Genomic DNA, 26,063 nt, shown 5'->3' with positions numbered 1-26,063 from the left:
ACAGACTATAATAACCATTATTTTATTTTTTAAAATTTAAAAGAAAAATGATAATATGTATATATGTGTTGATAAGTAGATTTTTACCATTATTTAACATTGTAAATTTATAAGTATTTGTTTTAAAGTTTATTATTGTTATACAAATCTTTAAAATTTAGCTTTTATGAAAAAATTGTTACTATTATTTATTTTAATTCCTTTTATAGGTTTTAGCCAGACACAAATTGGTCAAGATATATTAGGAAATGATTATGAGAGTTCTGGAACAAGGGTTGATATTTCGTCTGATGGATCAATTATTGCTATTGGATCACCTGGTAACATTATTGGTAATAGTCCAGGGCGTATAAGTATTTATAGAAATTTAAATGGTACTTGGACTCAAATAGGACAAGATATAGTTGGTATTACTGGGGATGATGAAGAAGGTATTAGTCTCAGTTTATCTGGTGATGGATCAATTATTGCTATTAGTTCATATAGATATTATGATAATATTAATTCAGGTCATGTAAGAATTTTTAAAAATATCAATAATACTTGGACATTATTAGGTCAAGAAATTTATGGTACACCAAGTGTTGCTCAAAGTTTTGGTTACAGAGTTGAATTATCATCAGATGGGACTACTGTTATGGTTGCTTATGAATACACACCAGTTAAAATTCTTAGGTATATAAATGGTATTTGGACTCAAATAGGACAGGAAATAGATGGTGGTTATTCAAATTACAAATTTGGGAATAATATAGATATTTCAAGTGATGGAAATAGGATAGCTATTGGAGATCAAGATGGATTAAATGATTCAAGAGGAAAAGTACAAGTTTATGAATATAATGGGGTTAGTTGGACTCAAATAGGTCAAGATATAATTGGAACAGATATATTCGACACTTTAGGAGCTTCTCTTAGTTTATCTTCAAATGGTGAAATAGTAGCTGTTAGCGCATATTTTGCTGACCCTAATGGTTCAAATTCTGGAGAAGTAAAAGTTTTCAAACTAATAAATAATACTTGGACACAACTAGGTCAAAATTTAAATGGTGATGCTCAAGATAATAATTACGGTATGGGAGTAGCATTATCTAATGATGGTAATATTGTTGCAATTGGTTCCCCAAATAATAGTAATAATGCTAGTTTTTCAGGGCATGTTAAAGTTTTTCAATTTAATAATAGTAATCCAATATTTAGTAATTGGATTCAAAGAGGAATAGATATAGAAGGAAATATTAGTGATCAATTAGGTAATAGTGTTGCCTTATCTTCAGATGGACGCACATTGATAGCAGGTGCTTTTTCTGCAGGAACTAATGGAAATGGTTTAGCTAGGGTATATGATTTAGGTAATATATTATCAATAAATAAAATAAGTTTAGATAGCTTTATATTATACCCAAACCCAACAAAAAGCCAATTCACTATTCAATTAAATAATACTACAGAATTAAAAAATGCAAACATCTACAATAACTTAGGTCAGAAAGTTTTAACTTCTAAAAAAGCTATTATAGATACTTCAAAATTAGCACCTGGATTATATGTTGTAGAAATAGAAACTAACAAAGGAAAAAGCTCTAAAAAGCTAATCATTAATTAAACATATCTTATGAAAAAACTATTACTCTTATTTATTTTATTTCCTTTTTTAGCCTTTAGTCAAGTTCAAATTGGGTCAGATATAGATGGTTTGTTTCCTACAGATTATTGTGGTTGGTCTGTATCTTCTTCCTCAGATGGAACAAAAATAGCTATCAGTGCACCTAGTAATGATGGAAATGGAAGTAATTCAGGTCATGTACGTATATATGAAAATAACAATGGAAATTGGACTCAAATTGGTAATGATATAGATGGTGAAGCATCAGAAGATTTTTCAGGAAGTTCAATTAGCTTATCCTCAAATGGTAATATCATAGCTATAGGTGCGGATCGTAATGATGGAAATGGAAGTAATTCAGGTCATGTACGTATATATGAAAATAATAATGGAAATTGGACTCAAATTGGTAATGATATAGATGGTGAAGCATTAGAAGATTTTTCAGGAAGTTCAATTAGCTTATCCTCAAATGGTAATATCATAGCTATAGGTGCGGATCGTAATGATGGAAATGGAAGTAATTCAGGTCATGTACGTATATATGAAAATAACAATGGAAATTGGACTCAAATTGGTAATGATATAGATGGTGAAGCATCAGAAGATTTTTCAGGAAGTTCAATTAGCTTATCCTCAAATGGTAATATCGTAGCTATTGGTGCACCATATAATGATGGAAATGGAAATAATTCAGGTCATGTGCGTATATATGAAAATATAATTGGGAATTGGATTCAAATTGGTAATGATATTAATGGAGAGGCTCTAGATGATTATTCTGGTTGGTCTGTATCTTTATCCTCAGATGGAGTTATTGTAGCTATTGGTGCTCGTTACAATAGTGGTAATGGTTATAGATCTGGTCATGTACGTGTATATGAAAATATAGGAGGGAATTGGACTCAGTTAGGAGATGATATTGATGGTGAATTTAGTACTGATTTATCTGGTTCTTCGGTTTCAATATCATCTAATGGTGAGATTGTAGCTATTGGAGCACCTGTTAATAATTATGTTACTGGTCATGTACGTGTATATCAGAAAATTAATGGAAATTGGACTCAAATTGGTAGTGATATTGATGGAGAAGATACTTATAATGACTTTGGTTGGTCTATATCTTTATCTACAAATGGTTTAATTTTAGTAGTTGGAGCAATTTCTAATAATGATAATGGAAATAATTCAGGTCATGCGCGTGTTTTTGATTTAAGCACTATTTTATCAACTGACGAACAAACATTAACAAGTTTTAAACTCTTCCCAAACCCAACAAAAAATCAATTCACTATTCAATTAGACAATAGCAACGAGTTAAAAATTGTAAGCATCTACAATAATTTAGGTCAATTAGTTTTAACTACAAAAGAATCAACTATTGATTCTTCAAAATTATCAGCCGGAATCTATGTTTTAGAAATAGAAACTAATAATGGAAAAGGCACTAAAAAGCTGATTATAGAATAGTAGTTACAAACATATTTCAAACTAAAAACGCTGTAAATTTTACAGCGTTTATTAATTAATTTAACAATAACAAAACACTATTAAATATTTTAAACGTAACTTTGTAGCAAACTTAATAACCTCTCTTCGCCTTAATTAAGTTTAAATTAAAGAATTCCTAACACTTTTAGGAAACGAATATGATTACAAATTAAATGACAAAAAAGAAAAAAAGGAGATCATCAAATAATAAGATTTCCAACCTTACAAATACCATTCTAAGTATTTTAAAAAAAGATAGAAACCAATCCTTTAATTATAAACAAATTGCTGCTAAACTCGGTGTTAATGATGCTAGTAGTCGCAATCAGATTATAAAAAAATTAGCGCAATTAAAAGCTAAACAAGAGATAGAAGAAGTAGATCGTGGTAAGTTTAAAGCCATTGTAAATACAGAATATTACACTGGTATTTTAGATTTAGGATCTAAAGGAAATGGCTATATTATTTCAGATGATTTTGAAGACGATATTTTCATTGCTTCTAACAATATCAATAAAGCCTTAAATGGTGACGAAGTAGAATTTTACGCTTACAAAAGAAAACATAGAGGAAAGCAAGAAGGTGAAATAACCAATATAATTAAGCGTGCTAAGACGGAATATGTAGGTACCATTCAAATTCATGATAAAAAGAACTTTGCTTTTGTTGTACCAGATAGTCCTAAGATGTATACAGACATCTTTGTACCTATTAATAAAATTAACAAAGCAGAAGATGGTGATAAAGTTCTAGTATCTCTCGAAGATTGGCCAGAAAAAGCAGATTCACCAAATGGAAAAGTAATTCAGGTTTTAGGAAAACCAGGAGAACATGGTACTGAGATTAATTCTATAATGGCAGAATATGGCTTACCATTAGAGTTTCCTCACGAAGTTGAAGCTTATGCTAATAATTTAGATATTTCAATTAAGCCAGAAGAAATTGCGAAGCGTAGAGACATGCGTAAAGATTTAACCTTTACCATTGATCCTAAGGATGCAAAAGATTTTGATGATGCTTTATCATTTACAGTACTAGATAACGGTTTATACGAAATAGGAATTCATATTGCAGATGTATCGCATTACGTACAACCAGGAACGGTTTTAGATGACGAAGCTTACGAGCGTGCAACCTCTATTTATTTAGTAGATCGCGTAGTACCAATGTTACCAGAGCGTTTATCTAACGGAGCGTGTTCATTACGTCCACACGAAGAAAAATATACCTTTTCTGCAGTGTTTCAGATGAATGATAAATGCGAAATTAAAGATCAATGGTTTGGAAGAACAGTGACTTATTCTGATGCGCGTTTTGCATACGAAGAAGCACAAGCTGTCATAGAATCTAAAACCAATGACATTCCACAAGAAGTTTCTTTAACTGGTAAACCTTATAAAACAGATCAAGCTATTGCTGATGCCATCTTAAAAATGGACGAATTAGCAAAAAAAATGCGTTCTCAACGTATGCGAGAAGGAGCAATTTCTTTTGATAAAGTAGAAGTAAAGTTCAATTTAGACGAAGAAGCAAATCCGGTTGGTGTTTTCTTTAAAACGAGTAAAGATGCTAATAAATTAATTGAAGAATTTATGTTATTAGCCAACCGAAAAGTATCTGAGTTTGTTGGTAAAATGAAACCTCAAAAAACATTTGTTTATAGAGTACATGACGAGCCAGATGAATCTAAATTAGCACAATTACAGACTGTTGTTGGTCGTTTTGGACATAAATTAAATTTTAAAGATAAAGGAAGTGTTGCTTCATCTCTAAATAAATTACTAACGGATGTTGTTGGTAAAAAGGAACAGAATTTAGTTGATACATTGACCATTAGAACCATGTCTAAAGCAGAATATACAACTCATAATATTGGACATTATGGTTTAGCGTTCGATTACTATAGTCACTTTACCTCGCCAATTCGTCGATATCCAGATGTTATGGCACATCGTTTATTACAACAATATTTAGATGGAGAAAAATCTGCAAGTGAAGAAATTTATGAGGATAAGTGTAAGCATTCTAGTAATATGGAATATTTAGCAACCAAAGCTGAACGTGATTCTATTAAATACATGCAAATTCGTTTTATGCAAGATCATCAAGACGAAGAATTTTTAGGAGTTATTTCTGGAGTTACAGATTGGGGAATTTACGTAGAGATTATATCTAACAAATGTGAAGGTATGGTAAGTGTAAGAGATATGAAAGATGATCATTATTATTTTGACCAAGATCAATATGCCATGGTTGGTAAAAAAACAGATACTGTATATCAATTAGGTGATGAGGTTGTTGTAAAAGTGAAAAACACCGACTTAGTAAAAAAGCACTTAGATTTTTATATGGTTGGAAAACCAGAATCTAAATAAAATGATTTGTCATGCTGAATTTATTTCAGCATCTTGCATTTGATTTTTAAATAATATTTTAAGCATGATTTTAACCACTACTAATACAATAGAACACCATAAAATAATGGATTATTGTGGTATTGTAACAGGTGTAAGTATGAAAATGCGAGATATCTCCGCTTTTGCAGGAAAAGAGAAACATTCGCAACAAATGGAAGATGCTTTAAATGATTTAAAAGAGGAAGCTTTTAAAAAACTACAAAGCCACGCAAAAGCTTTAGGTGCTAATGCTGTTGTAGGTATCCATATAGATTTTGAACCTGTAGGTACAGGTTACTATTTTGGAGTTTCCGTTACAGGAACTGCTGTTAAAGTTGCCGTACCATAATGAAAACAAGTACAAAAGCAAGCCTATACGTTTTCTTAATTTTTCTCGTTACTTATTTAATACTTAGGTTTAGTATTCAAATGGTGTTTGGTGATATAAACACGTATTTGTTGTCAGCTATATCAGCTGCATTAACTGTTGTTTTATCACCACAAAGAAGAATTGTAAGAAAACAGTCTGGTGACCAAATTCAATTAAAATGGTTGTTCAGTAAAAAGGTAATTATCTTAAAATAATATAATGAAAAAAAACATATTAATAATCGTTTTAGTATTAGCTTTTCAAATACAAGCTCAAGAAACTTTAGAAAAAACAATAGGTGAATTTTCTACAGTAAAAGTCTATGATTTAATTAATTTAAAAATGATTAAATCAGATGAAAACAAAGTAATCGTATCAGGGAAAAATAGGAGAGATGTAGAAGTTGTTAATAAAAATGGAAAGCTTAAAATAAGAATGAATCTTGAAGAAAGCTACGATGGCAATGATACAGTTATAATATTACATTACACATCTGTTGATGTTATTGATGCTAATGAAGGAGCAAAAGTTACTATTGAAGAACCCATTGAACAATACGAAATTGATTTAAAAACGCAAGAAGGAGCTGAGATTACAGCAGAGTTAAATACAACTTATGCTAACTTTAGAGCAGTAACTGGTGGTGTTCTTAATGTTTCAGGTAGTTCTAAAAACCAAGATATTTCTATTTATACAGGTGGTGCTTTTAATGGAGAAGATTTTATTACAGAACAAACAGAAGTGAGCATTAATGCCGCAGGTGAAGCCTATATAAATGCTACAGAATATGTTGATGTGAGAATAAAAGCTGGTGGTGATGTATTTATTTATGGTAATCCAAAACAAGTTGATGAAAGTCGTGTGCTTGGAGGTAGAATAAAACGCATGTAAATTCTTAATAGATTTATTACATTTGTGTAAACCACCATATTTACATGTTTGATGATATCTTAACAGCCATCCCCTTTGGTATTATTTTAGCCTTTACAATTGGTCCTGTGTTTTTTGTTTTACTAGAAACCAGTGTTACTAAAGGAATTACAAGTGCTATTATATTTGATTTAGGTGTCATTTTAGCAGACGTAGTTTTTATTTTAGTCATTTTTAAAAGTACCGATACGCTTTTAGATAAAATAAAAGATGACCCTAAATTATTAGTCTTTGGAGGTGCTTTGCTTGTTATTTATGGGCTTATTAGCTTCATTAAAACCTCTAAATCATTCAGAACTATAGTAAGAGAACATCATAGAGTTGATATTCCTAAGAAAGATTATGGTAAACTTTTTATAAAAGGGTTTTTACTTAATTTTATCAATATAGGTGTTCTTTTAGGTTGGCTAGGTTTTATTGTTATTGGTACCTCCATTACAACTTCCGAAAATGGAGTGCTTATTTTTATTGTTACAATGCTTATTTCCTATTTTTTAGCAGATCTTTTTAAGATAGCAGCCGCTAAGCGCTTAAAAAGTAAACTCACACCAAGACGAATTTTTAAGACAAAAAAAATAGTAGCATTAATAATTTTAGGTTTTGGTGTTTTACTATTAACTCAAGGTGTCTTTCCAGATTTATACAAAAAGAGCAAAGAGCAGATAGAAAAGGTTAATCCTTTGGATTAAGATTTTGAAAGACCATCAGATAAAAATATTAACCTTACCAATTCGAGTAGCATTAGTTATTCTGCTTTTTGGTGCTTTATTTAAGGTAATGCATTGGCCGTATGCAACTGAATTAATGTTTAATGGAGGTATTTTACTAGGCGTGTTATATACGATTAGGTTTATGTATAAAACAAACAAAAAACAATTAGATTATGTGAAATTAGCTTTTGTTCTGCACTGGCTTTTTAATTATTTGGTTCAATCTTTTCATCTTTTTAATCTTCCGCTTGTGTTAGAAATTTGTCCATTAATCCTATTTCTGTGGTGGTTTATAAATGAAGGACTTACTTATTTCAAGAATAGAAAGTTTAAGATTAAAGGATTTGTAAGGGTAATCTATTATGTTTTAATAGGCATGACATCATTTGCATTATTCTTCGGATTACTTTTTAAGATTCAACATTGGCCTTATGGGTCGGAACTGTTTGTGTTTGGCATCGTATTACTAAACACAATATTAATTGTTGATTATTTTCTTTTTAAAAGAGCATAATAATAATTTGATTTCAAGAATAAAGAAAACCTTAATATTAGCAGAAGGCTTTTTGAAGTGGTTGCTTATTTTCGGATTCGAACCGCGTCATCATTACTACAAATTTTCTTAAAATTTAAAAATAAAAAACCTTCAACTAATGTTGAAGGTTTTTGAGGTGTCGAGCGGATTCGAACCGCTGTAGATGGTGTTGCAGACCACTGCCTAGCCACTCGGCCACGACACCCTTTTGCGAGGGCAAATATATAAATTATATACGTTTTACCCTATAGAGGCTTACTTTTTTCGCTTTTGCGATAATTTTATAGTCACCATTTCTACATCTCCACCAATTGGTGGATTAATTTTACTTACAGAAATAGTAGCTTTAGCAATCATTTTATCTTCATTAAAAAAACGCGTAAGAATACGTTGTGCAACAGTTTCAAGAAGTTTTGAGGGTTTACTCATTTCTTCTCTTACTACTTTATTTAAAAAAACATAATCAACGGTATCTTTAAGTTCATCAGATATGGATGATGGTTTTAAATTTACTTTAACTTCTAAATCCACTCTATAATCACTACCAATTGCGGTTTCTTCTTTTAAACAACCATGATTGGCGTGTATTTTAATATTTTCAACCTTTATTATTCCCATAATGCAAAAATAAGCCTTTTGTCATTCCTGCGAAGGCAGGAATCTCTAATTCGTAAACAAATCAAAAATATTACTTAAAGCACTTGTTTTAGCCTTAAAAAATTCTGTATAAGAACAATTTTTACATGTTACAGAAGTAAATTTTTTATTCTGAACATCAAATATTTTAGATAATGTGCCTCCTGTAGCTCTCATTTCACTGACTTCGTATGTAGAATTATTGCATTTAGGACATTTGTAATTCATTTTTATTTGTGTTTATGTGGTTTACACTATAAGTGTATAATGGTTGATAAATGTTACAATTTGCTTAATTTTACACTTTATTATTTTACAATGTCAGAAGAAACAAAATCACTCAATTTTATTGAGCATATTATAGAAGAAGATTTAGCTAACGGTTTACCAAAAGATAAATTGCGTTTTCGTTTTCCACCAGAACCTAATGGTTATTTGCATATTGGGCATACTAAGGCAATAGGTATTAGTTTTGGTTTAGGAGAAAAATATAATGCTCCAGTTAATCTTAGATTTGATGATACAAACCCAGCAAAGGAAGAGCAAGAATATGTTGATGCTATTAAAAGAGATATAGAATGGTTAGGCTATAAATGGGAAAATGAATTGTATTCTTCAGATTATTTTCAAAAGCTATATGATTGGGCTTTACAGATGATTAAAGATGGTAAGGCTTATGTAGATAGTCAATCTTCGGAAGCCATGGCAGAACAAAAAGGTACACCAACACAAGTAGGTGTTGCTGGTCCATATAGAAACAGAAGTGTAGAAGAAAATTTAGACTTATTCCAACGCATGAAAGCTGGAGAATTTCCTGCTGGTACGCATGTACTTCGTGCTAAAATAGACATGGAAGATCCTAATATGTTAATGCGAGATCCAATTATGTATCGCATTCTTTATGCACATCATCACAGAACGGGAGATGAGTGGTGTATTTACCCTATGTATGATTGGACGCATGGAGAAAGCGACTATATTGAACAGATTTCACATTCATTATGCTCATTAGAATTTAAGCCACATAGAAAATTGTATGATTGGTTTAAAGAACATGTTTATGAATATAGTAAGGATAAATTACCATTACCACCAAAACAGCACGAATTTGCACGTTTAAATCTTAGCTATACCATAATGAGTAAGCGTAAATTATTACGTTTAGTAGAAGAAGGTTTGGTGTCTGGTTGGGACGACCCTCGTATGCCTACTATTTCTGGTTTACGTCGTCGTGGTTATACGCCAAATTCTATCAGAAAATTTATTGAAAAAGTTGGTGTTGCTAAGCGCGAAAATGTGATTGATGTCTCACTTTTAGAATTTTGTATTCGTGAAGATTTAAATAAAACGGCAAATAGAGTAATGGCTGTTTTAAATCCGATTAAAGTCGTAATAACCAATTATCCAGAAGGTAAAGAGGAATGGTTAGATGCTGAAAACAATCAAGAAGATGAGTCTGCTGGATATAGAAAAGTACCATTTTCTAGAGAAATTTATATTGAAAAAGAAGATTTTAAAGAAGAGGCTGGCAGCAAGTTTTTTAGACTAAAATTAGGTGGTGAGGTAAGACTTAAAAATGCTTATATAATAAAAGCGGAACATGTAGTAAAAGCTGAAAATGGAGATATTGAAGAAATTCATTGCACTTATACTGAAGACACAGAAAAGAAAGTAAAAGGTACATTACATTGGGTATCTATTAAGCATGCTATCACAGCAGAAATAAGAGAGTACGACCGCCTATTTAGTGATGAAGCACCAGACAGTCATGCAGATAAAGATTTTATGGAGTTTATTAATCCAAATTCTTTAAATATCAAAACAGGTTACTTAGAGCCAAGTTTATCTGAGGCTAAAGTGGGCGAGCAGTTTCAATTTCAACGTTTAGGGTATTTTAATGTAGATAACGATTCTACAGCTGAAAAATTAGTATTTAATAAAACGGTTGGATTGCGAGATAGTTGGGCCAAACAAAAGCCTAAGTCTCAAAATAATCAAAGCCAACAAAATAAATCACAACAAAAAAGACCTCCCTTAAGTGTTATCCAGCAGTTTGGTAAAAAATACACCAATCTACCTGAAGAAAAACGATTAAAGGTGAAAGCTGAAATACAAGATCTTGCTAAAGATGTATCTTACGATGATTTAGAACCGTTATTTGGCACTGCTACAAAAAAAGCCGGTACACGTACTGTCGTAATGATTGCGTTAAAAGTGTTGCTTAAAAATGGTCTAGAGCGTAATGACGCAATTAACCAATTTATCTCCAAAGCGATTGAAGATAAAAATGAGCTTTTAGTTGCAGAAGCCACTGACATATTTTAACAATTTATTGAGAGTGATTTTTAATATTAATTAGTAAGTTATAAGTTAATATTGAATATCATGAAAACGACAAGAGACATACTTACTGAAATTTCTAAGGTTATTAGGAATATTGAAGAGAACTATCCTGAACTTCAAAAATATTTAGGAGAAACCAGGAGCACTTTACCAGGAGGCTCCAACGACAATGCTGAATTAAATAGAGAAGATTTAGAAAATTATTTAAATCAACTAAATCAAATGGTTGATAAATATAAAAAGGAACATTAAAAAATCTAAAATAGATATTGCTAAAACCTTGGAAATTATACTTCTGAGGTTTTTTTGTACATTTAATTTATACTAACTAATAAAATCAAAGAAAATGGAATTAAATTTTTTAGCAATTTTAGTTGCTGCCGTTGTACCAATGGTCTTAGGGTTTCTATGGTATAATCCTATATTATTTGGTAATACCTGGATGCGGGAAGCGGGTATGACAGAAGAAAAAATTAAGAGTGGAAATATGGGAGTTATTTTTGGAGTCTCTTTTCTTCTTTCAATTGTATTAGCGTTTTTTACTCAGACATTATCAATTCATCAGTTTGGTGCATTAGGAATGATAGGTGGTGATCCAGCTATAGATGATATTTTACCATCATTTCAAGCCTTTATGGATGATTATGGAACTGCCTATAGAACATTTAAGCATGGAGCATTTCACGGTTTATTAGCAGGTCTTTTTATTATTTTCCCAATAATAGCAATAAATGGTTTGTTTGAGCGCAAATCTTGGAAACTTATCTTTATTAATTCTGGTTATTGGACGGTTACCTTGGTTATAATGAATGCAATCGTTTGTGGTTGGGTTTAAAAAAAATTGCCTATCAAAAAAAAGCCTGAGTAAATTTTACTCAGGCTTTTCTTTTTAATCTTCTATAGGTTCCATTTGCATATCGTCTTCGGGTATATTGAGACTGGTTTCAAAATTTGGTAAAACCATATCTAACATAGCTTCATTTTTTAATTGTTTGGCTTCAATAAACCACCAATATTTATCAACATCATTGTAAATTCCTAAGAGATAGCTCTTAGATTTAATGCGTTGACCAGACATTTTCATTTGATTAAAACCTTCAATGACACAACGGTATTGCCCTTGTTCTTCTACTATTTCAGATACTCCATTAACATCCGCTTTTTCAAATACAAAACCTTGTGTTTTCATACCATCAAATGTGTTTTTTAGTAGAGTAAGAGCCGCATCTTCTCCGCCCATCAGTTCAACGACTTTAGGTAACGTATGTTTTAAAACGGTTTTAAAGTCCATTTTTAGCGTTGCCTTAGAGGTTGTTGTAGCATCTTTTAATGCATCCTCTTTTGTTTGAGCAAAGGCACTAATGCTAAGTGCCATAATAAGCACAAACATTGTTTTTTTAAATTTATTCATCATTATTCTTTTTGTTTTTTGCATTCTTCATAGCTTCTCCAATTTGATTACTTGCTGTAAAACTAGCGACCATATCATTTAGCATCTGACTTCCTGCTTGGGGTGAATTAGGTAATAATATTAAGTTACTATTTGTTTCTTGTCCTATAGACTGTAAGGTGTCATAGTGTTGGGTAACAACGATAAGCGCAGAAGCTTCCTGTGAATTAATACCAACTTTATTTAATACTTCAACGGACTCTTCTAAACCTCTAGCAATTTCTCGTCTTTGATCGGCAATACCTTGTCCTTGTAAACGCTTACTTTCGGCTTCAGCTTTCGCTTTTTCTACAATTAATATTCTTGCAGCATCACCTTCAAATTGCGCCGCAATTTTTTCACGTTCAGAAGCATTAATTCGGTTCATTGCTTCTTTTACCTGCGCATCTGGATCAATATCTGTTACTAAAGTTTTAATAATGTCGTATCCATATTCTATCATGGCGTCGTTTAGTTCAGATTTTACAGCGATAGCAATATCATCTTTACGAACAAATACATCATCTAATTTCATTTTTGGTACCTCTGCACGTACTACATCAAATACGTAAGATGTGATTTGGTCGTGTGGATAGTCTAACTTATAGAATGCATCATATACTTTGTCGCGAATTACCTTATATTGTACAGAAACCTTGAGACGAACAAATACATCATCTAGAGTTTTAGTTTCTATAATAACGTCTAATTGTTGAATTTTAAGGCTTAGTTTTCCTGCAATTCTATCTACTAAAGGTATTTTTAATTGTAAACCTGAGTGACGAATGCTTTGGAATTTTCCAAAACGTTCTATTATTGCTGCAGTTTGTTGCTTCACCACAAAGAATGAAGAAATTATAACGATTAATCCAAGAAAAATTATTGGAACATAAAGAAATTGACCCATAACACATTTTTTAAAGGTTAGATAATATGAAAGACTAAAAGTAAGTAATATTAAATTATTTTCTTAGGTTTGTTGTAATCAGCTCCAAAATCGCATGAAAAACACAAAACACTTCTTATTAGTAGCTATTTGTATCGGTTTTGTTACAATTAGTTTTGCACAAGGTAAAAATTACAAAATAAAAAACGGTATCGGTCTACAAGGTGGTATTACTCAGTTTGATATCATGACTGATAACTTTGAGACAAAAGCAAACTCTGGTTTTATAGGAGGTATGGCTGCGTCTGTAGATATTCCGCATAGGTGGTATAATTTGAGTTATAATATACAACTATCTCAAAACCATATTGATATTAACGCATCTTCTCTTGGAAGTTTAACTGAGGAATATGTTGAATACAAGATGTTTACAGCTAATATTTCCTTTTTATTCCATTTAAAGTTAATCAGTAATAATTTAACAATAGATGCAGGTCCAATGTTGCAATATAACAGTGAATTAGAACTTGAAGACGATTCTAAAGAAGGATATATTATTTCTGGCTACGACAATTTACTAACGGAAGACATTAGAGAAATATCTAACTTTAATGTTAATGGTGCTGTTGGCCTTTCTTTAGGTGTGAGAAGGTTAAAACTAAGAGCACAATACATTTATGGGTTTACAAATATCTTAGGAAAATTAAATGATAAAGACCTAGATATTGGTAATAACAAAGAATTTAAAGGCAATCAGTCCTTATTAGCCTTTACAGCAATAATTACCTTTTAAACATTATCTCTAACTGTCACGTTGTGCTAGTCGAGGTGATTGTTTCAAAATCTCGTAAAAATTATTTTGTTGTTTCTACCAAAGCCTCAATACGCTTAACGGTTTCAGCTTTACCTATCATATACATAATATCAAACACATCGGGTCCCTGTAAAGCACCAACAAGTGCTAAACGTAAAGGCATCATTACTTTTCCGAATCCAATTTCGTTATCAGTAATCCAATCTTTAATGTTAGTTTGAAGATTTTCTACAGTAAAATCATCTGTTGAATTAACTAAGTCAACAACTTTATTTAAAATCTCATCTGTACCTTCTTTCAAAGCTTTTTTAGATGCTTTTTCATCATAATCTGTGGGTGACACAAAGAAAAAATGACTTAGTTCCCAAAAATCACTTACAAACGTTGCGCGCTCTTTTATTAAACCAACAACTAAAGCAATATAATTAACATCAATATCCTTTAATAGGATGTTTTTGGTTTTAAATTCTGAAGCCAAATCCAAGTCTAATTGCTGTTGCATGTAATGATGATTAAACCACTTGGTTTTGTCCGGATCAAAACGTGCACCAGCTTTATTTACTCTTGCTAAATCAAAGTCGTTAACCAATTGTTCTAAGCTAAAAATCTCTTGCTCTGAACCAGGATTCCAACCTAAAAATGCTAAAAAGTTTACCACAGTATCAGCAAAATAACCATCTTCTTTATAGCCTCTAGAAACCGTACCATCTGGTGCTGTATATTCTAATGGGAACACAGGAAAGCCCATTTTATCACCATCGCGCTTACTTAATTTTCCTTTTCCTGTTGGTTTTAATATTAAAGGTAAATGTGCAAATTCTGGAGCTTCCCATCCAAAAGCATCGTATAATAGTTTATGTAATGCTAAAGATGGTAACCATTCTTCACCACGTATAACATGTGTAATTTCCATTAAATGGTCATCAACAATATTAGCTAGGTGATAGGTTGGCATACCGTCACTTTTAAATAATATTTTATCATCTAAAACATTAGTATCAATAGACATATCTCCACGTATAATATCATTTAAAGCCAACGTTTCATCTTGTGGAGACTTAAATCGAATTACATAATCCTCACCTGCTTCAATTTTAGCTTTTGTTTCTTCCTCAGTTAAAACCAAAGAGTTCACCAAACGTCCTTTTTCGCGGTTATGCCAATTATATATAAAAGTTTTTCCTTCAGCTTCATGTCCTTTTCTATGAGCATCGAGCTGTTCTGAAGTATCAAAAGCATAATATGCCTTACCAGCATCGATTAATTGATCTGCATATTGCTTATATAAATGCTTACGCTCACTTTGTCTGTAAGGACCAAATTTTTCATTTTTCCCAGGACCTTCATCAAATGGAATACCGCACCAATTAAGTGATTCTACAATATAGTCTTCAGCACCTTCAACATAACGGTTTTGATCGGTGTCTTCTATTCTAAGGACAAAGTCACCACCATGTTTTTTAGCAAACAAATAATTGAATAAAGCAGTTCTTACACCGCCAATATGCAAAGGTCCTGTTGGACTAGGCGCAAAGCGCACACGTACTTTTTTTGACATAACGAAAAATCGGAATAATTTGTCATTCTGAATTTATTTCAGAATCTCGCGCAAAGATAGATTTTTGAATTTCAAACGTCAAAGTTTCAAGTTCAAAGTTTCTTAATCGAGGAATAGAAATCTAATCTATAATCATAGTATTAGGCACACGCTTATTCATTATTTTAAACCATAATGGCGGAATCATAGCCAACACCATAGATGTAGGATAACCAAATGGCATTTGCGGACTCTCTTCATGGCAATCTAAAACCTGATATTTTTTAGATGATTTATAATGATGATCGCTATGTCTAGTTAACTCATACAGTACAATTCTACCGATAACATGGTTAGAGTTCCACGAATGAATTTCCTTAACGCGTTCGTAGCGTCCTGATTTTGTTTTTAAACGTAATAAGCCATAATGTTCAATATAATTAACAGTTTCGAGTAGTACAAAACCAACAATAGCAGCTAAAATGGCGAAAATGAATGCGGTCACCCCAAAAAATAACATAATTGCAGCCAAATAGGAAACTTGAATAACAGCAAACCAAAACATATCGTTTTTTACAGAAAGGAAACTTTTATTGTTATTCTTTAATAAGCTAAGTTGAATTTTCCAAGCTTTTAAATATTGTCTTACTGTTGAGGTGATCCAAAATGAGTAAACAGACTGATTATATCTGGCTGTTGCAGGATCTTCTGGTGTTGCCGCATGTAAATGATGTCCGAAATTATGTTCAATATAAAAGTGCATATATAAAGAAGGAAGCAGTAAAGCTTTACCTAAATAGCGTTCGTTAGTTGTTTGCCTATGGCCAAGTTCGTGTGCTACATTAATACCGTTGACACCTAAAACGATTCCGACTGAAAATACCATTCCAATAAATTCATACGTTTGTAAGGTGTTGTTTGAAACAATATTTAAACCAAAGATTAAGAGCCCAAAAACGATAGGTAAATTGAAGTAGAGTAACCAGTCAAAAAGCTTTAGCTTTAATTTACTATCTGCCTCATCTGGTTTAATATTATTTGTGTCTACGGGAAAAACAAGTTCTAATATAGGAATACAGACAAATGAAAAAACAGGAGTTGCCCACAACCAATAGCCTTTGTAGAATAATCCAAGAAAACAGACTAAGGGAATTGAAAATGCAGCTAAGTATTTAAGATCTTTCATTTAAATTTACCTCATTTAACACTCAAAACCTCTAAATTAACAGAATCTTACCACATTTAAGGAATTGGCTATTAAAATAAAATTGTAGATTAGTCAGTTAGAATAGTATATGAGCAATTTTGAAACCATAAAAAGTAAACTCGAGCAGTTCATTAAAAGGTATTACACCAACGAACTACTAAAAGGCGCAATATTATTTTTCGCCATTGGTTTGTTATATCTAATTGTAACATTGTTTGTAGAATATATGCTATGGCTAAATCCAGCCGCTAGAACCATCTTATTTTGGGTATTTATAGCAGTTGAACTTAGTTTGTTTATAAAATTTATCGCTATTCCGTTAGCGCATTTGTTTAAATTACGTCAAGGTATTAATTACGAAACGGCTTCAACATTAATCGGAAATCATTTTCCTGAGGTGAATGATAAGTTGCTTAATGTGCTTCAATTGAATCAGAACCCAACTCAATCCGATTTATTAATTGCTAGTATAGAGCAGAAGTCTCAAGAGCTACAGCCAATTCCGTTTAAATCGGCTATTAATTTTAAATCAAACACCAAATACTTAAAGTATGCTGCAATTCCGGTTGCAATTCTATTATTGTCTATAATTACTGGTAAGATAAATTGGTTTAGCGATAGTTATGAGCGTGTTGTAAATTATCAAACTGCTTATGAACCACCAGCGCCATTTCAATTTTTTGTAGTTAACGAATCATTGCAAGCGATAGAAAATAAAGATTTTAAGTTAAAAGTTTCAGCTGTTGGTGATGTTATTCCAGAAAACGCTCAGATTAAATTTAACGATCAATCTTACTTTTTACAACAATTAGCACCTGGTGAATTTCAATATACGTTTAGTCTACCTAAAGAAGAAGTTGAATTTACATTGTCTGCTAATAATGTAGTATCTAAACCCTATGTTTTAGAAATTATAAACACGCCCAATTTGGTAAATTTTGAAATGGTTTTAGATTACCCATCTCATACCAAAAAACAAGACGAAACACTAAAAAGCACAGGCTCAGCAGTAGTTCCCGAGGGCACAAAAGTAACATGGAGAGCAAAAACAAAATCTACAACTGCAGTTAATATTTATGCGGATGACACCCTAGCTTTTAGTAGTGATAAATCAGGTCAATTTGAAGCGACTAAGCGTTTATATAAAAATTATAATTATAGTATTACAACAAGCAATGGTGACTTGGTAGATTATGAAAATTTAGCCTATAATATTAATGTGGTTAGAGATATATATCCAGAATTGAGCATCAAAGTTCAAAAGGATTCTATTGACCAACAAAGTCTGTATTTCTACGGACAAGCTAGTGATGACTATGGATTAAGTAAACTACAATTGGTCTTTTATCCTACTGATGATGAGTCTAAAAAGCAAATAGAGCCTATAATTATCTCTAAGTCTAACTTTAGCGAGTTTGTAAGTGCCTTTCCTAATCAGCTGAATTTAGAAGCTGGAGTAAGCTATCAACTGTACTTTGAAGTATTTGATAATGATGCATTACACAATTATAAACGCACAAAAAGTTCTGTTTTTAGTTATAGAAAAAGAACCAAAGAAGAAGAAGAGCAAAAACAACTCAACGAACAAAATGAAACTATAAAAGATATTAGTAAAACATTTGATAAGCTTCAAGAACAAGACAAAAAACTCGAAGAATTTTCAAAAACACAAAAAGAAAAAGAACAACTAAATTTTAATGATAAAAAGAAGTTTGAAGAGTTTTTAAAGCGTCAGAAGAGTCAAGAACAGTTGATGAAAAATTTCAATAAAAAGCTTCAAGATAATTTAGAGGAATTTCAAAAAGACGAAAAGAAAGATGATCAATTCAAAGAAGATCTAAAGGAGCGTTTAAAAGAAAATGAAGAGCAACTTAAAAAGGATGAAAAACTGCTTGAAGAATTAGAGCAATTAAAAGATAAAATCAACAAAGAGGAATTTACACAAAAACTAGAAGAATTAGCTAAGCAAAACAAAAATAAAAAGCGCAGCATGCAACAGCTTTTAGAGTTGACTAAGCGTTTTTATGTAATGAAGAAAACAGAGAAAATCTCTAAACAATTAGATGATTTATCTAAAGAACAAGAAAAGCTATCAGAAAAAGAAAAAGAAAACACAAAAGAAGCTCAAAATAACTTAAATAAAGAGTTTGATAAACTTCAAAAAGATATTGAGGATTTAAAACGAGAGGATAGACAATTAAAAAAGCCTACAAATGTACCGAGAGATGAGTTTTTGGAGGATGAAATAAAGTTTGATCAAAAAGAGGCTAAGGAAGCTCTAGAAAAGAAAGAGCAATCTGAAGACGAGCAAAAGCCACAAGAAGCTCAAGAGCAACAAAAAAAGGCAAAAGAAAAGCAGAAAAAGGCAGCTAAGAAAATGAAGCAAATGAGCGAAATGATGAAACAAGCAGCAGCTGGAGGTGGTGGAGGTGGCGACCAAATGTCTGAAGACATTGATACGCTTCGTCAGATATTAGAGAATCTATTACTCTATTCTTTTGATCAAGAGGAACTTATGAACACTTTTAGTGAGATTGACATTAACAACAATAAGTACGGAAAGTATATTATAGAACAAAGTAATCTTAGAGAACACTTTGAACATATAGACGATAGTTTGTTTGCATTATCATTAAGACAGCCAAAACTTTCGGAAAAGGTAAATTCTCAAATAACTGACGTTTATTTTAATATAGATAAATCGCTTGGTCTACTTACTGAGAACAGATTATATCAAGGTGTGGCGTCACAGCAGTATGCTATAACGGCTAGTAATGAATTAGCAAGTTTTTTAAGTGATGTATTAGATAATATGGAAATGTCAATGAATCCATCACCTGGACAAGGAGGTGAAGGTGGACAACAATTACCAGATATCATTATGAGTCAAGAACAGCTGAATAAGCAAATGGAGGAAGGTGTTAAAAAAAGTGAGCAAGGCAAAGAAGGTGAGCAAGGAAAGGATGGTGAAAAACATGGTGAGGGAGAAAAGCCTGGTGAAGATGGTGAGAGTGGAAAGGACGGCAAAGGCAAAAAACCTGGTGAACAAGGACAAGCTGGTCAAGAAGGTCAAAATGGTCAGCAAGGTGAAAATGGAAAAAGCGGTAAGCAACAAGGTAAAGCTGGTGAAGGTGGACAAAGTGGAGAAAACGGTAAGCAAAATGGTGAGGGTAATCAAAATGGTCAGCAAGGTGAGAATGGTAATGGAGGTAAGAATAGCAAAACCGGAAAAAATGGTGGCGATGGAAATGAAGGTGAAGGAGACAAAAATGATGGTTATGGAGAAGGTGGAAGCGAAGAACAGAATGGTGAATTGTTTAAAATTTACCAACAGCAACAACAATTAAGACAAGCTTTAGAAGATAGATTAGCTAAGGATGGTAAGATACAATCTGCTGGACAACTTATAAAGCAAATGGAAGATATTGAGCTCGATTTGTTAAACTCTGGTTTTACTAATCAAACACTTCAAAAAATGATGGATCTACAGCATCAGTTATTAAAATTGGAGAATGCTACTTTTATGCAAGGACAAGATTCTAAGCGTAAATCTGAAACTAATCAGAAACAGTTCAACCAAACTAAGATCAGTCAAATACCTACAGCTAAACAATATTTTAATACTACAGAAATATTAAATCGGCAAGCACTACCTTTGCAGAATCATTTTAAGAAAAAGATTCAAGAGTATTTTAAAAGCAGCAATGATTAGTTTTAATTACGAAACCGATTTTCAACTAGACCATTCCGAAGAGGTTTCTAATTGGATTTCAAAAACCATTTTAGAAGAAAACTGTAAAGAAGGGGAGATCAATTATATCTTTTGTACGGATGAGTATCTACATAAACTAAATGTAGATTTCTTAAATCATGATACCTTAACTGATATTATTAGCTTTGATTATTCGGTAGGAAAAGAACTACATGGAGATATTTATATTTCTATTGATCGAGTGAGGGAAAATGCTCAAGATTTTAAGGTTAAATTCTCGGATGAATTATCTCGAGTGCTTATACATGGTATTCTTCATTATTGTGGCTATAAAGACAAATCTACTGAGGACGAATTATTAATGCGATCTAAAGAAGATTACTACTTAGCCAAGCGTTAGAAAATATCATCATTTCAATGTATCTTTGCAGACTGAATTTTTGAGAGTTATATAATGTTCCACGTGGAACAAATGGTAATATAATAATGAAGACACTGTTTTGTCATGATGAACTCGTTTCAGCACCTTGATTATTGTCATGTGTTAGATTCTGAAATAAATTCAGAATGACAGAATAGAAAATAGGTTGATTATTTAATTAAAATAATAAGTAATGTTTAACGAAGTTTATGATGTAATAGTTGTTGGTGCTGGACATGCAGGTAGCGAAGCTGCTGCAGCTGCTGCAAATATGGGTAGTAAAACTTTGCTAATTACCATGAATCTTCAAAACATTGCTCAAATGTCTTGCAATCCAGCAATGGGAGGAATTGCAAAGGGCCAAATTGTGAGAGAGATTGATGCGCTAGGTGGTTATAGTGGTATTGTGTCCGACACATCTGCGATTCAATTTAAAATGCTTAACAAGTCTAAAGGGCCTGCAATGTGGAGTCCAAGGGTACAATCAGATAGAATGCGTTTTGCTGAGGATTGGAGAAAGCTCTTAGAAGGAACTACGAATCTTGATTTTTATCAAGAAATGGTTTCTGGTTTGTTGGTAGAAAATCACAAAGTGGTTGGTGTAAAAACCTCACTTGGAGTAGAAGTAAAAGCGAAGTCTGTAGTACTTACAAATGGAACATTTTTAAATGGACTAATTCATATAGGTGATAAAAATTTCGGTGGTGGCAGAGCTGGTGAAAGAGCCGCAACCGGAATTACGGAACAATTAGTAAATCTTGGTTTTGATTCTGGTAGAATGAAAACAGGGACGCCTCCAAGAGTGGATGGAAGGTCGTTAGATTTTTCTAAAATGATAGAACAACCTGGTGATGATAATCCTGAAAAATTTTCATACTTAGATATTACAAAACCTCTGAAAGAACAGCGGTCTTGTCATATGTCTTATACTAGCGAATTGGTTCATGATTTATTGCGTGAAGGATTTGATCGTTCACCAATGTTTAATGGAAGAATAAAAAGTGTTGGGCCGAGATATTGCCCTTCTATTGAAGATAAGATTAACCGTTTTGCAGATAAGGATAGGCACCAGTTATTTGTAGAACCAGAAGGTTGGAATACATGCGAATATTATATAAATGGATTCTCAACATCCTTACCAGAAGATGTTCAATTTAAAGCGTTGCGTTCTGTAGTTGGGTTTCAAAATGTAAAATTCTTTAGACCTGGTTATGCTATAGAATACGATTATTTTCCACCTACACAATTAAAACATACTCTTGAAACAAAACTGGTGGATGGTTTATATTTCGCTGGACAGATTAATGGAACCACAGGATATGAAGAAGCAGCTTCTCAAGGTTTAATGGCTGGAATAAATGCGAGCTTAAAAGTACAAGAGAAAGATCCTTTTACTTTGCAAAGAGATGAAGCTTATATTGGTGTATTAATAGATGATTTAATTACAAAGGGCACAGAAGAACCATACAGAATGTTTACGTCTCGTGCAGAATATAGAACACTCTTAAGACAAGATAATGCTGATTTTAGATTAACGCCTAAAGGTTACGAATTAGGTTTAGCTTCTGAAAAACGATTAAAACGTATGGAAGAAAAGCAATCTAAGTCTGAGGCTTTTGTTCAGTTTTTTAAGGACACTAGTGTAACTCCAGAAGAAGCTAATCCGGTTTTAGAATCCAAAAAATCATCTCCAGTTAAACAACAAGACAAGATGTTTAAGTTGTTTGCAAGACCAAATATTACGACTCAAGATGTTAGAAAATTTAAAGCGGTTGAAGACTATATACAAGATAATAACTTAGACGCTGAAGTTATAGAGCAAACAGAAATTCAGGTTAAATATGCAGGTTATATAGAGAAAGAAAAAAACAATGCTGATAAATTAAATAGGCTCGAAAACCTAAAGATTCCTTCCGATTTTGATTATTCAATACTAAAATCTATGAGTATGGAAGCGAGGCAAAAGTTAGCAGAAATTCAACCTGTAACGATTTCTCAAGCATCAAGAATTAGTGGAGTATCACCAAATGATGTTTCTGTTTTGCTGGTTTATTTAGGTAGATAATATTAATGTTCCACGTGAAACAATTACAATAAGTTTTAGAATTTTGTTATTCTGAACTCACTTCAGAATCTATTTATATGAGCAGCAAATCAACATATCTTACTCTAAAAGATCATTCCGTTTCAGGAGAGAAATTCCAATTAATATACAATTCGGAGTTAGATATGTTAGAAACTTTTCCACAACCTGAAGCTGAAAAATTAGCCGACTATTATAAAAGTGAAGACTATATTTCACACACAGATACCAGAAGAAATCTTCTTGAAAAAGTATATCATTTAGTTCGTAATATTTCTTTAAAGCGAAAACTAAAATTGATCAATTCTTTTAATTCAGATCAAAAAACACTTTTAGATATTGGATGCGGAACAGGAGATTTTTTAGAAACAGCACAAAAGGATAATTGGTTAATTACAGGAATTGAGCCTAACGAAAGTGCAAGAAAAATTGCAAATTCAAAAACCAATAATTCTGTTTTTGAAATAGAGAAGTTAGCCAATCTAAAACCAAATAGTTTTGATGTCATTACACTTTGGCATGTGCTAGAACATTTGCCCAATTTAGATATGCATATAGCCTTATTCAAAAAACTTTTAAAACCAAATGGTACTTTGGTAATTGCCGTTCCGAATTATAAAAGTTTTGATGCTCAACATTACAAAAACTTTTGGGCAGCTTATGATGTGCCAAGACATCTTTGGCATTTTTCTAAAACAGCTATTTCAAAATTGTTTCAAAAGGAGCATCTAAATTTGGTAAAAGTCTTACCAATGAAATTTGATGCCTATTATGTTTGTTTACTATCAGAAAAATATAAGTCAGGATATATGAATCCGTTTAAGTCATTTTGGATTGGTTGGCGTTCAAATTTTAAAGCTATACGCACAGAAGAATATTCTTCCCACATTTATATACTTAAAAGCAGTAATTCTTAATTTAAAAACCGTTGCTTAAAGATTAAAGGTTAAAACAGGCATTGTTAAGGGGGAATTGTTAAAATCGCTTAGGGCGCTTTATTTGAGTTTAATTTCAATAGATTTATAAAATAGTTGTTTACTTAAATGATAGAAATTATCAATATTAAAAAAAATAGGTAAATCACAACCGAACTTTTATACATTTGCAAAAATTTAATTAGAATATAAAACCATGAGAAAAGTAATTATAGCATTAGTTGTTTTAGTAACATTTGCATCTTGCCAAGAACAACAAAAAATCGCATTTGTAGATAATACAAGAGTGGTAAGTGAATTTAATAAGAAAGTTGACTTTGAAGAAAAATTTAAAGTTAAGATTGATGCATTTAATAAAAAAGCAGATAGTCTTAACCAAGCATTACAAATGGAGGCTCAGTTATTTCAGACTAGAGCTGCAAAAATGAAAGAGAGTAAAGCACAAGAAGAGTACAATGTGTTAGTGCAGAAAAAGCAAATGCAAGATTACCAAATTGGTAACGAAGAAAAAGCTTTACAAGCGGAAGGACAAAAACAAATTGATACTTTAGTAAAAGAGGTGAAAGCGTTTGTAAAAGATTATGGAAAGAAAAACGGTTACACTTTTATCTTAGGGGCTAATGATGCTGGTAGTGTAATGTATGGCTCTGAAGCAAATGATATTACAGATAAAGTTTTAGAGGCTTTAAACAATAAAGGTTCTAAAGAAGAAGAGAAAAAAGAAGCTAAGACAGAAGAATAAAACTTTTGTCTTATTAGAATAAAAAAGCCAAGCTTAAATTGCTTGGCTTTTTTTATGTAATAAACGTGTTAACTTAATAGATAAATCCGTAAGAATAATCTTAGAATTTCCGTTTCGTTCTATATGATAAATAGCATCTTGCAACTCATTAGAAATTTCTAAAATATTACTATCATGAACAAAAGGAGCGAACTTTTCAAGTTTAAAATTTTCTGACTTAGGTTCTAAATACACCAAGTCATTTGCCTTGTAATTAAGCAGTAACGCTTGTCTAAAGTAATTTAAGCAAAACGCAAGAAATTTTTTCTGAGTTTCTCGTCCTGTTTTTGCAATTTCTTCGGACCAGGAAATTAAATCGTGAATAGCAGCCTTATTTCCTCGAGCCTTAAAGGCAGAACGCACCCAAAGTACAAACCACTTTTCAAACTGAATATCCTCGCTATCTTGATAGATTAAATCGCAAGCTTTATTAAAATTACCATTTGCTTGGTGTGCTATTTTAGTAGCGACTGCTTGTTCAATATGATATTTTTCAACAAGAGCATCTGCAATGGCTTCTTCAGCTAAAGGAGGAAAATGAAGAATTTGGCAACGCGATCTAATGGTATTTATAATCTGCTCTTCGTCCTCAGCAATTAGAATAAATATGGTTTTTTCTGGTGGTTCTTCTATAAGTTTAAGAAGTTTATTGGCAGCTGAACTATTCATTTTTTCTGCCATCCAAATAATCATCACCTTATAACCACCTTCATAAGATTTTAGCGAGAGTGATTTTACAATATTTAGTGCTTCTTCAACACCAATTTGTCCTTGTTTATTATCAACACCCAAAAGTTTGTACCAATCAAATAAGTTTCCGTAAGGTTGTTGTTCTAAAAGTTGTCTCCATTCTTCGAGATAATAACTAGAAACGGGTTTACTCTTTACTTTATCGCTTGTAGTAACAGGAAAGGCAAAGTGTAAATCTGGATGAGAGACATTTTTAAATTTTAAATTACAAGACTCGTTACCTCCAGTATTTTCTCCATTATTATTTCCACAAAGAATGTATTGTGCATAAGCTAATGCCATTGGTAACGTGCCAGAACCCTCTGGACCAACAAATAATTGAGCGTGTGCAATTCTACCAGCATCTACACTAGTGGTAAGGTGATTTTTTATGTGTTTTTGGCCTAAAACTTCAGAAAATAACATAAAGCAAAACTATATAAAAAATTTATGTTTCTAATCTTTATATTTGCTCAACAGAATAAATATTTATCACACCTTATTTTAAATCC

General features: G+C 31.9%; 24 protein-coding genes and 1 tRNA gene. 17 read left to right on the top strand and 8 right to left on the bottom strand.

Annotated elements, in window-relative coordinates:
* The first annotated feature begins 166 nt into the window (after positions 1 to 166).
* From H8K90_RS05270 to H8K90_RS05235, 8 genes are all read left to right on the top strand, one after another.
* Entirely contained in the window at positions 167 to 1,606 is a 1,440-nt protein-coding gene (locus tag H8K90_RS05270; RefSeq protein ID WP_186844874.1) for a T9SS type A sorting domain-containing protein, read from the top strand.
* A gap of 9 nt (positions 1,607 to 1,615) precedes the next feature.
* The gene (locus tag H8K90_RS05265; protein ID WP_186844873.1) at positions 1,616 to 3,076 is read left to right on the top strand and encodes a T9SS type A sorting domain-containing protein; all 1,461 of its coding nucleotides are present in this window, start codon (positions 1,616 to 1,618) and stop codon (positions 3,074 to 3,076) included.
* Between the two features lie 194 nt (positions 3,077 to 3,270).
* Positions 3,271 to 5,472, top strand: a complete 2,202-nt coding sequence (gene rnr / locus H8K90_RS05260; protein WP_186844872.1) for a ribonuclease R — start codon at positions 3,271 to 3,273, stop codon at positions 5,470 to 5,472.
* Positions 5,473 to 5,536: 64 nt separating this feature from the next.
* Positions 5,537 to 5,842 (top strand): heavy metal-binding domain-containing protein, encoded by a 306-nt coding sequence (locus H8K90_RS05255; protein WP_186844871.1) that lies wholly within the window; start codon positions 5,537 to 5,539, stop codon positions 5,840 to 5,842.
* On the top strand, positions 5,842 to 6,078 hold the full coding sequence (locus H8K90_RS05250; protein ID WP_186844870.1) for a hypothetical protein: 237 nt from the start codon (positions 5,842 to 5,844) through the stop codon (positions 6,076 to 6,078). Before H8K90_RS05255 ends, H8K90_RS05250 begins: the two co-directional genes overlap by 1 nt.
* 4 nt (positions 6,079 to 6,082) lie before the next feature.
* Positions 6,083 to 6,754, top strand: coding sequence for a head GIN domain-containing protein (locus H8K90_RS05245; protein WP_186844869.1), 672 nt, complete (start codon positions 6,083 to 6,085; stop codon positions 6,752 to 6,754).
* 44 nt (positions 6,755 to 6,798) lie between these two features.
* A complete protein-coding gene (locus H8K90_RS05240; RefSeq protein ID WP_186844868.1) occupies positions 6,799 to 7,482 on the top strand; it encodes a LysE family translocator in 684 nt (227 codons plus the stop codon).
* Between the two features lie 4 nt (positions 7,483 to 7,486).
* Positions 7,487 to 8,017, top strand: coding sequence for a hypothetical protein (locus H8K90_RS05235; protein WP_186844867.1), 531 nt, complete (start codon positions 7,487 to 7,489; stop codon positions 8,015 to 8,017).
* A 155-nt stretch (positions 8,018 to 8,172) separates the two neighbouring features.
* On the opposite strand, the gene H8K90_RS05230 is transcribed toward H8K90_RS05235, so the two are convergent.
* From H8K90_RS05230 to H8K90_RS05220, 3 genes are all read right to left on the bottom strand, one after another.
* Positions 8,173 to 8,243: transfer RNA gene (locus H8K90_RS05230), tRNA-Cys, on the bottom strand.
* Between the two features lie 50 nt (positions 8,244 to 8,293).
* The gene (gene folB / locus H8K90_RS05225) at positions 8,294 to 8,656 is read right to left on the bottom strand and encodes a dihydroneopterin aldolase (RefSeq protein WP_186844866.1); all 363 of its coding nucleotides are present in this window, start codon (positions 8,654 to 8,656) and stop codon (positions 8,294 to 8,296) included.
* Positions 8,657 to 8,701: 45 nt separating this feature from the next.
* Positions 8,702 to 8,902, bottom strand: a complete 201-nt coding sequence (locus H8K90_RS05220) for a zinc ribbon domain-containing protein (RefSeq protein ID WP_186844865.1) — start codon at positions 8,900 to 8,902, stop codon at positions 8,702 to 8,704.
* 90 nt (positions 8,903 to 8,992) lie between these two features.
* On the opposite strand from H8K90_RS05220, the gene H8K90_RS05215 reads away from it, so the two are divergent.
* The 3 genes from H8K90_RS05215 to H8K90_RS05205 all read left to right on the top strand — a co-directional run bounded on the left by H8K90_RS05215 (position 8,993) and on the right by H8K90_RS05205 (position 11,852).
* Positions 8,993 to 10,999 carry a glutamine--tRNA ligase/YqeY domain fusion protein gene (locus H8K90_RS05215; protein WP_186844864.1) on the top strand — a complete coding sequence of 669 codons (2,007 nt, stop codon included), beginning with the start codon at positions 8,993 to 8,995 and terminating at the stop codon, positions 10,997 to 10,999.
* Positions 11,000 to 11,059: 60 nt separating this feature from the next.
* Positions 11,060 to 11,269: a hypothetical protein gene (locus H8K90_RS05210; protein WP_222611310.1), complete on the top strand. Its 210-nt coding sequence runs from the start codon at positions 11,060 to 11,062 to the stop codon at positions 11,267 to 11,269.
* A 94-nt stretch (positions 11,270 to 11,363) separates the two neighbouring features.
* Complete coding sequence (locus H8K90_RS05205; RefSeq protein ID WP_186844863.1) at positions 11,364 to 11,852, top strand: DUF1761 domain-containing protein; 489 nt, start codon at positions 11,364 to 11,366, stop codon at positions 11,850 to 11,852.
* A gap of 54 nt (positions 11,853 to 11,906) precedes the next feature.
* Here the strand turns inward: H8K90_RS05205 and H8K90_RS05200 are convergent, their stop codons facing one another.
* The gene (locus tag H8K90_RS05200) at positions 11,907 to 12,431 is read right to left on the bottom strand and encodes a hypothetical protein (RefSeq protein WP_186844862.1); all 525 of its coding nucleotides are present in this window, start codon (positions 12,429 to 12,431) and stop codon (positions 11,907 to 11,909) included.
* On the bottom strand, positions 12,421 to 13,353 hold the full coding sequence (locus H8K90_RS05195; RefSeq protein ID WP_186844861.1) for an SPFH domain-containing protein: 933 nt from the start codon (positions 13,351 to 13,353) through the stop codon (positions 12,421 to 12,423). The genes H8K90_RS05200 and H8K90_RS05195 overlap by 11 nt, the downstream gene beginning before the upstream one ends.
* Before the next feature lie 94 nt (positions 13,354 to 13,447).
* Between H8K90_RS05195 and H8K90_RS05190 the strand changes: the two genes are divergently transcribed.
* A complete protein-coding gene (locus tag H8K90_RS05190; RefSeq protein ID WP_186844860.1) occupies positions 13,448 to 14,125 on the top strand; it encodes a hypothetical protein in 678 nt (225 codons plus the stop codon).
* Positions 14,126 to 14,186: 61 nt separating this feature from the next.
* On the opposite strand, the gene gltX is transcribed toward H8K90_RS05190, so the two are convergent.
* Both gltX and H8K90_RS05180 read right to left on the bottom strand, forming a co-directional pair.
* Positions 14,187 to 15,704, bottom strand: coding sequence for a glutamate--tRNA ligase (gene gltX / locus H8K90_RS05185; protein ID WP_186844859.1), 1,518 nt, complete (start codon positions 15,702 to 15,704; stop codon positions 14,187 to 14,189).
* A gap of 121 nt (positions 15,705 to 15,825) precedes the next feature.
* Positions 15,826 to 16,869 (bottom strand): alkane 1-monooxygenase, encoded by a 1,044-nt coding sequence (locus H8K90_RS05180; protein ID WP_186844858.1) that lies wholly within the window; start codon positions 16,867 to 16,869, stop codon positions 15,826 to 15,828.
* Positions 16,870 to 16,978: 109 nt separating this feature from the next.
* Between H8K90_RS05180 and H8K90_RS05175 the strand changes: the two genes are divergently transcribed.
* From H8K90_RS05175 to H8K90_RS05155, 5 genes are all read left to right on the top strand, one after another.
* Positions 16,979 to 20,602, top strand: coding sequence for a DUF4175 family protein (locus tag H8K90_RS05175; protein ID WP_186844857.1), 3,624 nt, complete (start codon positions 16,979 to 16,981; stop codon positions 20,600 to 20,602).
* Positions 20,595 to 21,002 (top strand): rRNA maturation RNase YbeY, encoded by a 408-nt coding sequence (gene ybeY / locus H8K90_RS05170; protein ID WP_186844856.1) that lies wholly within the window; start codon positions 20,595 to 20,597, stop codon positions 21,000 to 21,002. The genes H8K90_RS05175 and ybeY overlap by 8 nt, the downstream gene beginning before the upstream one ends.
* Before the next feature lie 214 nt (positions 21,003 to 21,216).
* Positions 21,217 to 23,088 carry a tRNA uridine-5-carboxymethylaminomethyl(34) synthesis enzyme MnmG gene (gene mnmG / locus H8K90_RS05165; RefSeq protein ID WP_186844855.1) on the top strand — a complete coding sequence of 624 codons (1,872 nt, stop codon included), beginning with the start codon at positions 21,217 to 21,219 and terminating at the stop codon, positions 23,086 to 23,088.
* Positions 23,089 to 23,165: 77 nt separating this feature from the next.
* Positions 23,166 to 24,023 carry a class I SAM-dependent methyltransferase gene (locus H8K90_RS05160; protein WP_186844854.1) on the top strand — a complete coding sequence of 286 codons (858 nt, stop codon included), beginning with the start codon at positions 23,166 to 23,168 and terminating at the stop codon, positions 24,021 to 24,023.
* 214 nt (positions 24,024 to 24,237) lie between these two features.
* Positions 24,238 to 24,783 carry an OmpH family outer membrane protein gene (locus tag H8K90_RS05155; protein WP_186844853.1) on the top strand — a complete coding sequence of 182 codons (546 nt, stop codon included), beginning with the start codon at positions 24,238 to 24,240 and terminating at the stop codon, positions 24,781 to 24,783.
* Between the two features lie 33 nt (positions 24,784 to 24,816).
* Here H8K90_RS05155 and H8K90_RS05150 read toward each other — a convergent pair whose 3' ends face one another.
* Positions 24,817 to 25,977: a DNA polymerase III subunit gene (locus tag H8K90_RS05150; protein ID WP_186844852.1), complete on the bottom strand. Its 1,161-nt coding sequence runs from the start codon at positions 25,975 to 25,977 to the stop codon at positions 24,817 to 24,819.
* Positions 25,978 to 26,063 lie beyond the last annotated feature (86 nt).

It is taken from the genome of Winogradskyella echinorum (assembly GCF_014297365.1).
GTDB classification, from domain to species: Bacteria; Bacteroidota; Bacteroidia; order Flavobacteriales; family Flavobacteriaceae; genus Winogradskyella; species Winogradskyella echinorum.
The sequence above is the reverse complement of the archived record's forward strand: the minus strand, read 5'-3'. Positions and strand labels throughout refer to the sequence as shown.